Source organism: Citrobacter freundii complex sp. CFNIH2 (assembly GCF_002880615.1).
GTDB classification, from domain to species: domain Bacteria; phylum Pseudomonadota; class Gammaproteobacteria; order Enterobacterales; family Enterobacteriaceae; genus Citrobacter_A; species Citrobacter_A amalonaticus_F.
On the sequence record NZ_CP025757.1, the window covers coordinates 1,084,498 to 1,096,279 of the forward strand.

The 11,782-nt window shown below is 55.6% G+C and carries 13 protein-coding genes; 8 read left to right on the forward strand and 5 right to left on the reverse strand.

The annotated features are described in order from the left end of the window. Nucleotides 1-9: 9 nt before the first annotated feature. The 5 genes from prfA to kdsA are packed head-to-tail and all read left to right on the forward strand — an operon-like array spanning nt 10 to nt 4,018. Nucleotides 10-1,092, forward strand: a complete 1,083-nt coding sequence (gene prfA, locus WM46_RS05555; RefSeq protein WP_102601675.1) for a peptide chain release factor 1 — start codon at nt 10-12, stop codon at nt 1,090-1,092. Beyond that, nucleotides 1,092-1,925 (forward strand): peptide chain release factor N(5)-glutamine methyltransferase, encoded by an 834-nt coding sequence (prmC, locus tag WM46_RS05560; protein ID WP_102601676.1) that lies wholly within the window; start codon nt 1,092-1,094, stop codon nt 1,923-1,925. The genes prfA and prmC overlap by 1 nt, the downstream gene beginning before the upstream one ends. Then, a complete protein-coding gene (gene sirB2 / locus WM46_RS05565; protein WP_102601677.1) occupies nt 1,922-2,314 on the forward strand; it encodes an invasion regulator SirB2 in 393 nt (130 codons plus the stop codon). The genes prmC and sirB2 overlap by 4 nt, the downstream gene beginning before the upstream one ends. A gap of 3 nt (nt 2,315-2,317) precedes the next feature. Then, a complete protein-coding gene (sirB1, locus tag WM46_RS05570; RefSeq protein ID WP_046481065.1) occupies nt 2,318-3,127 on the forward strand; it encodes an invasion regulator SirB1 in 810 nt (269 codons plus the stop codon). A 36-nt stretch (nt 3,128-3,163) separates the two neighbouring features. Then, the gene (kdsA, locus tag WM46_RS05575; protein ID WP_102601678.1) at nt 3,164-4,018 is read left to right on the forward strand and encodes a 3-deoxy-8-phosphooctulonate synthase; all 855 of its coding nucleotides are present in this window, start codon (nt 3,164-3,166) and stop codon (nt 4,016-4,018) included. Nucleotides 4,019-4,098: 80 nt separating this feature from the next. On the opposite strand, the gene chaA is transcribed toward kdsA, so the two are convergent. After that, nucleotides 4,099-5,199: a sodium-potassium/proton antiporter ChaA gene (chaA, locus tag WM46_RS05580; protein ID WP_102601679.1), complete on the reverse strand. Its 1,101-nt coding sequence runs from the start codon at nt 5,197-5,199 to the stop codon at nt 4,099-4,101. A 273-nt stretch (nt 5,200-5,472) separates the two neighbouring features. On the opposite strand from chaA, the gene chaB reads away from it, so the two are divergent. After that, complete coding sequence (chaB, locus tag WM46_RS05585; protein WP_061077710.1) at nt 5,473-5,703, forward strand: putative cation transport regulator ChaB; 231 nt, start codon at nt 5,473-5,475, stop codon at nt 5,701-5,703. Between the two features lie 196 nt (nt 5,704-5,899). Continuing rightward, nucleotides 5,900-6,595, forward strand: coding sequence for a gamma-glutamylcyclotransferase (locus WM46_RS05590; RefSeq protein ID WP_044257693.1), 696 nt, complete (start codon nt 5,900-5,902; stop codon nt 6,593-6,595). Nucleotides 6,596-6,643: 48 nt separating this feature from the next. Here the strand turns inward: WM46_RS05590 and WM46_RS05595 are convergent, their stop codons facing one another. Continuing rightward, nucleotides 6,644-6,889 (reverse strand): DUF1883 domain-containing protein, encoded by a 246-nt coding sequence (locus WM46_RS05595; protein ID WP_061077709.1) that lies wholly within the window; start codon nt 6,887-6,889, stop codon nt 6,644-6,646. A 262-nt stretch (nt 6,890-7,151) separates the two neighbouring features. Then, nucleotides 7,152-7,505: a DsrE/DsrF/TusD sulfur relay family protein gene (locus WM46_RS05600; protein WP_046481059.1), complete on the reverse strand. Its 354-nt coding sequence runs from the start codon at nt 7,503-7,505 to the stop codon at nt 7,152-7,154. Between the two features lie 208 nt (nt 7,506-7,713). Here WM46_RS05600 and WM46_RS05605 point away from each other — a divergent pair, with 208 nt between their 5' ends. After that, complete coding sequence (locus WM46_RS05605; protein ID WP_187394449.1) at nt 7,714-9,120, forward strand: YchO/YchP family invasin; 1,407 nt, start codon at nt 7,714-7,716, stop codon at nt 9,118-9,120. Here WM46_RS05605 and narL read toward each other — a convergent pair whose 3' ends face one another. Both narL and narX read right to left on the reverse strand, forming a co-directional pair. Continuing rightward, nucleotides 9,121-9,771, reverse strand: a complete 651-nt coding sequence (gene narL / locus WM46_RS05610; protein ID WP_061077707.1) for a two-component system response regulator NarL — start codon at nt 9,769-9,771, stop codon at nt 9,121-9,123. Further along, complete coding sequence (narX, locus tag WM46_RS05615) at nt 9,764-11,560, reverse strand: nitrate/nitrite two-component system sensor histidine kinase NarX (RefSeq protein ID WP_102601681.1); 1,797 nt, start codon at nt 11,558-11,560, stop codon at nt 9,764-9,766. The genes narL and narX overlap by 8 nt, the downstream gene beginning before the upstream one ends. Between the last annotated feature and the right edge of the window lie 222 nt (nt 11,561-11,782).

The window sequence follows — 11,782 nt, forward strand, 5'->3', positions numbered from 1 at the left end:
TTTACGCCTATGAAGCCTTCTATCGTTGCCAAACTGGAAGCCCTGCATGAACGCCATGAAGAAGTTCAGGCGCTGCTGGGTGATGCGGGAACCATCGCAGACCAGGAACGTTTTCGCGCACTGTCGCGCGAGTATGCACAGCTAAGCGATGTTTCTCGCTGTTTTACGGACTGGCAACAGATTCAGGACGATATCGAAACAGCACAAATGATGCTCGACGATCCTGAAATGCGTGAAATGGCGCAGGAAGAACTGCGCGAAGCGAAAGACAAGAGTGAACAACTGGAACAGCAGCTACAGGTATTGCTGTTGCCGAAAGATCCGGATGATGAACGCAATGCGTTTCTGGAAGTTCGCGCCGGGACCGGCGGTGATGAAGCGGCCTTGTTTGCCGGCGATCTGTTCCGCATGTACAGCCGCTATGCCGAAACGCGTCGCTGGCGCGTGGAGATCATGAGCGCCAGCGAAGGCGAGCACGGCGGCTATAAAGAGATTATCGCCAAGATCAGCGGCGACGGCGTCTATGGTCGACTGAAGTTTGAGTCCGGCGGGCATCGTGTGCAGCGCGTACCGGCAACGGAATCACAGGGGCGTATCCACACCTCTGCCTGCACCGTGGCGGTGATGCCGGAGCTGCCGGAAGCCGAACTGCCGGATATCAACCCGGCCGATCTTCGCATTGATACTTTCCGTTCCTCCGGGGCGGGTGGTCAGCACGTTAACACCACCGACTCCGCCATCCGTATTACTCACCTGCCGACCGGCATTGTGGTGGAGTGTCAGGATGAACGTTCGCAGCACAAGAACAAAGCCAAAGCGCTCTCGGTGCTCGGCGCGCGTATTCGCGCGGCAGAAATGGCGAAACGCCAGCAGGCCGAAGCGTCAACCCGTCGTAACCTGCTGGGCAGCGGCGACCGCAGCGACCGCAACCGGACCTACAACTTCCCGCAGGGGCGTGTGACCGATCACCGCATCAACCTGACGCTCTACCGTCTGGATGAAGCAATGGAAGGCAAACTGGATATGCTGATTGAGCCGATCGTGCAGGAATACCAGGCCGACCAACTGGCGGCGCTGTCCGAGCAGGAATAATGGATTTTCAGCACTGGTTACGTGAGGCGATAAGCCAGCTACAGGAGAGTGAAAGCCCACGTCGCGATGCCGAGATCTTACTCGAATTCGTGACCGGAAAAGGGCGCACCTGGATACTGGCGTTTGGCGAAACGCCGTTGACCGACGCCCAGCAGGCGCAGCTGGCGACGTTGCTGTCTCGCCGTCAGCGGGGTGAACCGATCGCGCACTTAACCGGCGTGCGGGAATTCTGGTCGTTGCCGCTGTTTGTTTCACCGGCCACGTTGATCCCGCGTCCGGATACCGAATGTCTGGTGGAGCAGGCGCTGGCGCGACTGCCATCAAGTCCGTGCCGCATTCTCGATCTTGGTACCGGCACTGGCGCGATTGCGCTGGCGCTGGCGTCTGAGCGCCCTGACTGCGAGGTCACGGCGGTTGACAGGATGCCGGATGCCGTTGCGCTGGCGCAGCGTAATGCGGCCCATCTGGCGATCAATAACGTCCACATTCTGCAAAGCGACTGGTTTAGCGCCTTGTCGGGGCAGCAGTTTGCGATGATTGTCAGCAATCCGCCCTACATTGACGAGCAGGATCCACATCTGGCGCAGGGCGATGTTCGCTTCGAACCGCTGAGCGCCCTGGTCGCCGGTGACTGCGGAATGGCCGACATTGTGCACATCATCGAGCAATCTCGCACGCGGCTGGAAGCGGGCGGTTTTCTGCTGATCGAGCATGGCTGGCAGCAGGGCGCCGCGGTGCGAGACGCCTTTATTCGCGCGGGCTACCAGGCGGTAGAAACCTGTCGCGATTATGGCGACAACGAACGCCTTACGCTCGGACGTAAGCCCGTATGAACAGCGTTACGCTCCTGCTTGGGGTTCACCTCGTCAGCATTGCGCTTTCCGTTAGTCTGTTTGTGTTGCGTTATGGGTGGCGTGAATGTCACTCTGCACGGGCTCACGCGCGCTGGACGCGCGTTGTCCCACCGATGGTTGACACCGTTTTGTTGCTCAGTGGTGTGGGGTTGATCGCTAAAACGCACATCCTGCCATTCACAGAACAGGGGACATGGCTGACTGAGAAGCTGTTTGGAGTTATCATTTACATCGTTTTGGGTTTTATTGCGCTCGATTACCGTCGGGCGCGCAGTCGGCAGGCGCGATTAATCGCGTTCCCGCTGGCGCTGGTGGTGCTGTACATCATCATTAAACTCGCCACCACAAAAATACCGTTACTGGGGTAAGTCATGAGGTCGTTAGCTGATTTCGAATTTAATAAAGCGCCATTGTGCGACGGGATGATCCTGGCATCGGAATCGATCCGCCTGGATTTCCCTTCGCAAACTGTCTATGACGAGCTGGAACGTCTGGTCAGCCAGGCGCAAGAAGAAATTAGCCAGCTTTTGTCTCAGGATGAGCAACTGGAAAAATTGCTGGCACTTTTCTACGGCGAGTGGGGTTTTACTGACACCCGCGGCGTTTACCGTTTGTCCGACGCGCTATGGCTTGACCAGGTACTGAAGAACCGCCAGGGCAGTGCGGTATCACTGGGGGCAATCTTATTGTGGATTGCCAACCGGCTGTCATTGCCGCTGGTACCGGTGATCTTCCCGACGCAGCTTATTTTGCGTATTGAGTCGCTGGAAGGCGAAATGTGGCTCATCAACCCATTTAACGGCGAAACGTTGAATGAGCATACGCTGGAAGTGTGGCTGAAGGGGAATATCAGCCCGGTCGCTGAGTTATTTAACGAGGACCTGGATGAAGCGGATAACGCGGAAGTGATTCGCAAGCTGCTGGACACGCTGAAATCTTCCTTAATGGAAGAACAGCAGATGGAGCTGGCGCTGCGAGCGAGCGAGGCGTTACTGCAATTTAACCCGGAAGATCCGTATGAAATACGTGACCGGGGCTTAATTTACGCGCAACTGGAATGTGAACATGTCGCGCTGACCGATTTAAGCTATTTCGTTGAGCAGTGTCCGGAAGACCCGATCAGCGAAATGATTCGTGCGCAGATTAATAACATCTCGCATAAGCAAATTGTCCTGCATTAATTTATCGACATTCTTACTCATCATTAAGGCGATCCTATGAAACAAAAAGTGGTTAGCATTGGCGACATCAAGGTAGCAAACGATCTGCCGTTCGTGCTGTTTGGCGGGATGAACGTGCTGGAATCTCGCGATCTGGCGATGCGCATTTGTGAGCACTACGTGACCGTTACCCAGAAACTGGGTATCCCTTACGTGTTCAAGGCCTCTTTTGATAAAGCCAACCGTTCCTCTATCCACTCCTACCGTGGACCGGGCCTGGAAGAAGGGATGAAAATCTTCCAGGAACTGAAGCAGACCTTTGGCGTGAAAGTGATCACCGACGTTCATGAAGCCAGCCAGGCGCAGCCTGTCGCTGACGTTGTGGATGTGATTCAGTTACCGGCGTTCCTCGCGCGTCAGACCGATCTGGTGGAAGCGATGGCGAAAACCGGCGCGGTCATCAACGTGAAGAAACCGCAGTTCGTGAGCCCGGGTCAGATGGGCAATATCGTGGATAAATTCCATGAAGGCGGTAACGACAAGGTGATCCTGTGCGACCGTGGGGCAAACTTCGGTTATGACAACCTGGTTGTCGATATGCTGGGCTTCAGCGTAATGAAGAAAGTTTCCGGCAACAGCCCGGTGATTTTCGACGTGACCCACGCGCTGCAGTGCCGCGACCCGTTTGGCGCCGCTTCTGGCGGCCGTCGTGGTCAGGTGACTGAGCTGGCGCGTGCCGGTATGGCGGTCGGTCTGGCCGGTCTGTTCATCGAAGCGCACCCGGATCCGGCCAACGCGAAATGCGACGGCCCGTCCGCGCTGCCGCTGGCGAAGCTGGAACCGTTCCTGGTGCAGATGAAAGCGGTTGACGATCTGGTGAAAAGCTTCGACGAGCTCGATACCGAGAATTAATTGAAAGATTGTGTGCCCGATATTGCATCGGGCAAGATGTAGGCCCGATAAGCGTGTTAGCGCCATCGGGCTTTTTTATATCAGGCAAAGATGGTCATCAGATAGGCGGCAAACAGCGCCAGATGCGCCGCACCGTTCAGTACGTTAGTGCGCCCCGTTGAGAACGAGATATGGCACAGCACCAGCGACGCCACCATCACCACCATTTCTGGTGCGCCTAAGCCGAACACCAGGTCATTCCCCGTTGCCCACGCAATCAGCGTGACCACCGGTACCGTCAGGGAGATAGTGGCCAGCACGGAACCAAAGAACAGATTCATTGCGCGCTGTACCTGGTTATTCAGCACTGCTTTCAGCGCCCCAAGCCCTTCCGGGGAAAGGATCAGCAGCGCGACCAGGAAGCCGGTAAAGGCGACCGGGGCGTTCAGTTCGGTCAGCAGTGTCTCCAGCGGGTTTGCGTTCATCTTGGTGACGGCAATCACCGCAATCAGATGAATCACCAGCCAGACGGCATGCCACAGATTGCTGTGCGCAGAAGGCTTACCGTGGTGGGGGTCGTCGTCATCGCTGTCATCTTCGTGCTCATAAACAAACAGACTCTGGTGCGTCTTGGTCTGGATGAGCAGGAATACGCCGTACATCGCGGCAGAAATTAAGGCCACCAACAGCGCCTGGCCGGTGGTGAAATTCGCGCCGGGCAGCGCCATCGGAAACACCAGCACGACAATCGCCAGCGGAAACAAGGCAATCAGATACTGTTTAATACCGAACAGATTCATATACTGAGTGGCGAACTTACGCCCGCCCAGTAACAACGAAAAGCCCACCAGACCACCCGTGACAATCATGATGATGGAATAGAGCGTGTCGCGCATCAGCGTAGGCGCCGCATCGCCGGTCGCCATCAGCGCTGAGATCAGGCTGACTTCAAGAATAACCACGGACAGACTCAGAATGAGTGAGCCGTAGGGTTCGCCGAGGCGATGAGCCAGTACGTCGGCGTGACGAACAACGCTAAAGGCGCTGCTTAAGATACCAATCAGGGCAAGAAGGTTAATTCCGATTACCGCTGGTAGTGAATGGCTGCCTCCCCAAAGGAACAGCACTACCAGCGCCACAACCGGGAAAATAAGCGATGTCTCCTTATGGCGGGTTTTCACCGCCTCATGTGCATGTGTCATGAATGCTCTCCATCTCTGCAGGTCGATTTTAGTTATAAATGTAATAAAGAGTGTAAAAAATAACAGAAAACGCAGGCTTTACGGTGATTTTTTACGAAATTTTACGGCATTTCGGCCTTTCACCTTTAAAACGACAGAAAGAGAAACTCTTGTTTAGAGAGTGTTTAAATAACAGAAGCTTATGCTGGCTGTAGGACGAATAAACCTTATTGTAGTGGCAGAGGCGGTCAGGGTTGACCACACTTAAGGTTTAGCCAAAAAGCGGAGTCAATGATGCCTTATCAAGCAAAAAAAGATCTGCCCGACAGCGTACAACACGTCTTACCCGCCCATGCCCAGGAGATCTACAAAGAGGCGTTCAATAGCGCCTGGGAGCAGTACAAGGACAAAGCCGATCGCCGCGATGATGCCAGTCGGGAAGAGACCGCACATAAGGTGGCGTGGTCGGCAGTGAAAAAAGAGTATGCCAAAGGTGAAGATGATAAGTGGCATAAGAAAACCTAACCACTTCAATTATAAGGTCTAACGCTATAGCCCCCGTGAACGCGTAGGCGAATCGTGCTACCCGTAACCGTTGCTGCCTTGCAAGCGGCCCATGAATTGCATATTGTCGTGATATTGGTTTCAAAATGAGCAGTTAAAATGCCCGGAAGGCGTCAAAAAGTTGTCGCAGGGAAGTATGCAGTGGCGGAGGTGTAAGGTGTTAACGCGTGATTTCTTGATGAATGCCGATTGTAAAACGGCATTTGGTGCTATTGAAGAATCACTCTTATGGTCAGCAGAGCAACGTGCAGCGTCCCTTGCGGCGACGCTGGCCTGTCGACCAGATGATGGACCGGTGTGGATCTTCGGTTATGGGTCGTTGATGTGGAACCCGGCGTTAGAATTTGAGGAGTCATGTACCGGTACGCTGGTGGGATGGCATCGGGCATTTTGCCTGCGTCTCACGGCAGGGCGCGGAACCGCGTGCCAGCCGGGACGAATGCTTGCACTCAAAGAGGGCGGACGCACCACCGGTGTGGCTTATCGTCTCCCGGATGCCTCGCTTGAGCAAGAATTAACCCTGTTGTGGAAGCGCGAAATGATCACCGGCTGCTATCTGCCGACCTGGTGCCAACTGGCGTTGGACGACGGTCGAACGGTGAATGCGCTGGTATTTATTATGGATCCGCGCCATCCCCTGTATGAGTCGGACACGCGTGCGCAAATTATCGCCCCGTTGATTGCCGCCGCCAGTGGGCCGCTTGGCACTAACGCGCAGTACCTGTTTTCGCTCGAACAGGAGTTGCAGAAACTGGGGATGCAGGATGAGTGTCTTAACGATCTGGTGACTAACGTGCGCGGTTTGTTAGGGGAGTCTCTGCCTGAAGGTGTTTTGCGACCGGGTTTCGCGTGAGGCTTATGTCGGCCCGGCAGGCGTAAGCGCTACCGGGCCATTTGCATATCAGGCGGCAATATAACTGATGGAATGTTCAAGCGACTGGCTATGGCTGTCGATCAGAACATTCCAGACGCCGGTATACGGTACGGTCAACCATGCGTTATCACGGTTCTGCACGCTTAATATGTCGGTCTGCGCGTCTTTAACGTGATTTTTTTCGCTCATCAGATGGATGTGGCAACGCTCCGAACAGCGAACGACCACGGTATCCCCACCAAATAACTTCAAACTTGCCTTTACTAATGCCATTTCTCACCCCGTATTGAAAACAACGTACTTCCTTTCGGAAGTGCTGCGTGATGTTGTTCACATTTTACCCATGAGGAATAACACCAAAGAGTTAGGCTTCGGATGCTGATTTTGATCAAAAAATGGCATAACGATTAAACAATAGTGACAAAATCCCGGAGAAAAGCGTGATCGGGCGCACTTACTTTTGGTAAAGATACGCCCCAATAAGATTAAATTCGGAAATAACCGGATGTTTCAGCAAGCTTGCCTGAAAGGGGGGTCAGAAGGTCAGCACTTTGTCGGCGGCCAGCGTCCATTGTGCCAGTTCCACCAGCGTGCCGACTTCCACGCCGTCAATCAGCGGCAGCGTCGTGATCCCGCGCCCGTCTGTGCAGGTCTTGCACAGTTTTACCGGGACGTTCTGGGCAGTAAGGATCTCCAGCATCTGCTGGATGTTATAGCCTTCTGCGGGCTTCTGACCGCGCAAACCCGCCGTAACGGCATCCGACATCAGAAACAGACGCAGGTCGAGGTCGCTCGCCTGCTCACGTAACGCGATCGCCAGCCGCAGGCTGTTGAATAACGATTCGCTACCGTATGCCGCACCGTTGGCAATGATCACTATCTTTTGCATGTTGACTCCTGTTAGCGGGGAAGTTTGTGTTGCCAGTCAGTTATGTTACCGCGCAAGCGGGGTGATACCAACGAAAGTCTGAGGAAAAGGAGAGCCTGGCAAGAGTAAGGATATTCCTGAAAGTGTGAGAAAACCTGCAAAACGACGGGGAGTCAGGTAAGCTTCCAGGGGTTAAGTTAACTGTATTCCGTAAGAAGCTATCGTCGATTTGAGTCATTTTGTATCGCATTCCATCCCTCTCTGGTTACTCTTGCTGCTGGCAGGCGGTCCCGCCAGTGCGCAATCCTCCTTTATGCAACAGGCCGAAAATCCCTTTGATAATAACCAGGACGGGTTGCCCGATCTGGGCATGGCCCCCGAATCGCATGAGGGCGAAAAACATTTCGCTGAGATGGTGAAAGCCTTCGGCGAGGCGAGCATGATCGACAACGGTCTGGACACCAGCGAGCAGGCAAAGCAGTTTGCCTTTGGTCAGGTGCGCGACGCGGTGAGTGAGCAGGTGAATCAACAACTGGAATCCTGGCTGTCGCCGTGGGGGAAGGCCAGCGTCAACGTGCAGGTCGATAACGAAGGCAATTTCAACGGGAGTCGCGGAAGCTGGTTTGTCCCCTGGCAGGATAACTCGCGCTACCTCACCTGGAGTCAACTGGGACTCACCCGGCAGGATGACGGGCTGGTGAGTAATGTGGGTATCGGCCAGCGCTGGGCACGCGATGGCTGGCTGCTCGGCTATAACACTTTCTACGATAATCTGCTCGATGAAAACCTCCAGCGCGGTGGACTGGGTGCTGAAGCGTGGGGGGAATACCTGCGGCTGTCGGCCAATTATTACCAGCCGTTTGCCTCATGGCGCGGCCATACGCCGACGCTGGAGCAACGAATGGCGCGCGGTTATGACGTCACGGCTGAAATGCGTATGCCGTTTTATGAATATCTCAATACCAGCGTCAGCGTGGAGCAATACTTTGGCGACAGCGTCGATCTGTTCGATTCCGGAACGGGCTATCACAATCCGGTGGCGGTGAAGCTGGGGCTGAACTATACCCCGGTCCCGCTGGTCACAGTCACCGCTCAGCATAAGCAGGGGGAGAGCGGTCTCAGCCAGAACAACCTCGGGCTGAACCTGAACTACCGCTTCGGCGTACCGCTGAAAAAACAACTGGCTGCCAGCGAGGTGGCGGAAAGTCAGTCGCTGCGCGGAAGCCGTTATGATCACCCGCAGCGCAACAACCTGCCGACGATGGAGTATCGTCAACGCAAAACCCTGAGCGTATTTCTGGCAACCCCACCGTGGGATCTGCATCCGGGCGAAACGGTGCCGCTAAAATTACAGGTGCGTAGTCTGCATGGCGTTCGTCATGTCACCTGGCAGGGGGACATGCAGGCGCTGAGCCTGACGGCGGGGGCAAATGCAGAAAGCGTTGAGGGCTGGACGGTCATCATGCCGGCCTGGGACAGCCGTGAAGGCGCGAGTAATCGCTGGCGATTGTCGGTGGTGGTGGAAGATGAGAAGGGGCAGCGTGTCTCTTCCAATGAGATCACGCTCACGCTGACGGAGCCCTTTATGGCAATGCCTGAAGACGATCCGCGCTGGAGGTTGCTCCCGGAGGAGTAATCAGAAGATACGTTCCTGATGCACCCACACTGCCGCTTCAACACGTGATTTAAGCTTCATCTTCTTCAGCATATGCTTCACGTGGACTTTCACCGTGCTCTCGGTGATATCCAGGCGGCGGGCAATCATTTTGTTCGGCAGGCCCTGGGCGATAAGCTTGAGAATGTCACGTTCACGCGGAGTCAATTGGCTGACATCGCGATCGGAGGTGGCGCGGTTGGCGCGCAGGCTGGCAGCCAGCACCGGCGTTAACGCTTCGCTTAAGACCATCTCTCCGGCGGCAGCCTGCTGTAACGACTTAAGCAGATCTTCCGGTTCCATATCCTTCAGCAGATAGCCATCAGCCCCGCGCTTGAGCGCCGTCACGACATCTTCCTCATGATTCGACACGCTGAAGACGACGATCCGTCCGGACAGCGCTTTCTCGCGTAATTTGTCGAGGGTTTCCAGCCCGTTCATCCCCGGCATGTTCAGGTCGAGCAGGATCAGATCCGGGTCAAGCGATTCGGCCAGTTCGATACCCTGTTCGCCGTTGCTGGCTTCACCGACCACGGTGATATCGGGCGCCATGCTGACAAGCTGTTTGACGCCGGTCCGCAACATCGGATGATCGTCGATGAGCAGGATAGTTGCCGGTTCCTGATTATTCATGGGTATCTCCTTGAACTTCTGTGAAGTATTTTTCGGGAATAAAAGTGACAGCGACTTCAGTGCCTCCCGTCTCGCGACGGCGTACCTGACAAGCTCCGCGCAGGCTCTGTGCCCGGTCGCGCATAATGATCATGCCATAGTGGTTACTGCGTTCGGCGTTCTCAGGAACGCCGCAGCCGTTGTCCTGTACAGTCAATTTTACCTGCTTGCCTTTCAGCGCCACGGTGACCACCACGTCATCAGCGTGAGAGTGCTTAAGCGCATTGCTTAAGGCTTCGCGGGCAATTTGCAGCAGGTGAATCGCCTGATGCGAAGGCACCAGACGCGGGGGTAACTGGTAATCCAGTTTCACCGTAAAACCAAAACGGGCGCTGTATTCCTGACAGCTGGCTTCCAGCGCGGGGCGCAGACCGGGTTCGGTCAGCCGTAAGCGGAACGTCGTCAACAGTTCGCGCAGTTGCGCCCATGACGCATTCAGCTCGTTGCGGATCTGGCTCAGCAGGTCGCGGCTGGTGTCCGGTAACGTCTCTCCCTGCATTTGCAGGCAACTGACCTGCATCTTCATACAGGACAGTGATTGTGCAATAGAATCATGCAGTTCGCGCGCAATGGTTGCACGCTCTTCCATGACAATCAACTGCTGCTGGCGTTCCTGATTGCGATCCAGCGCCAGCGTGGCGGTGAGCTGTTCCACGACGGTATCCACCAGCTGCTGCTGATCGTGACTCAGGTGACGCCCCTGCGGCAGGGTCGCCAGCAAAATGCCGTACTGGGTATGGGTGTCCGTTAAGCGCCATTTCAGCGTCATTCCCCCTTCACTCGGGGGCAGCGACTCGCGTGGGCAGAGATGACACCCTTTATCATCACAGCTGATATCGGACTGGCAGGTAAATTCCTGATGGTTCTCTTCATCTTCCTGGTCATAAACCCGCAGTTCGATGTCATGCATTTGGGTCAGGTTTTGCAGACCGTTCAGCACCGGGGAGAGACGTTCGCAAAGCGGCACTGGCGAATGCAGACGGCGGTTGGCCTGCCAGAGAAAAGAGAGGATCTGGTTTTTCTGCTCCAGCCCGGCCGTTTTTTCTCTGACGCGTTGTTCGAGCACCGAATAGCTTTCCGCCAGTTCGTCGGACATGTTATTAAGCGCGTCGCCGAGCATCGCCATCTCATTGCGCCCGCCGATCTGCGCGCGCTGAGTAAAATCGCGCTGGCTGACCGCGCGGGCCATCGACAGCAGTTGCTTCCACGGCTGAAGCAGACGCGCCCGCAGCCAGATAATGGTAAAGACCAGCAGCAGCGCCATGAAAATCGCCATCACCCGGTGCACCATCACCACGCGTTCGATGCGCATTTCGGTGGTGTGGTCAAACGCGGAGACGAGCCGATCAAGGCCAGCGACAAACTGGTTAACGTCGGCGGCGACGGCGTCTCTGCTGCGGGCTTGCTGCAGGCCGGGGGAGAGTTCGCGATGCCAGTAATCCTGGAGTGCGCGCAGTTGCTCCTGCTGGCCGTCGCGTTCCGCCGCGCGGGTCAGTTCAGGACTAAACGCGGTCTGTTCCATCTCATCAACCCATTTCTGGTCGTCAGCGCGCAGTGGTACCGCGGCGAGCAGGCGATAGCTTTGCATCCGCAGCGATCCGGCTTTATTAATGGCGTGCGCGCTACCCTGGACGCCCTGAACCAGCCAGCCAGAAACCGCCATACCCGCTACGCCGATAGCGGTAGAGAGCATCACAATGAGCGCCACCTGGTTAACCAGCGTGAGCGGAGAGAGACAACGTTTTAGCATAAAACCTTCTTCCTTCAGGTCTCCGGACAGCGAATGGGGAAACCTCAATGAATGACGAGACTGCCGGGCAGAATCGGCAGTGGCGTTATTCTCGACCATCCCCTGGAGTATACCCATACCTAAAGCGAGTTACCTCTTAATTGCCGCGTTCGGAGGGGATTTGAGGAAGGGGGTGGCAGCGACAGGCAGCACTGTGAAAAACCACGTATTTTTTGGCGAATT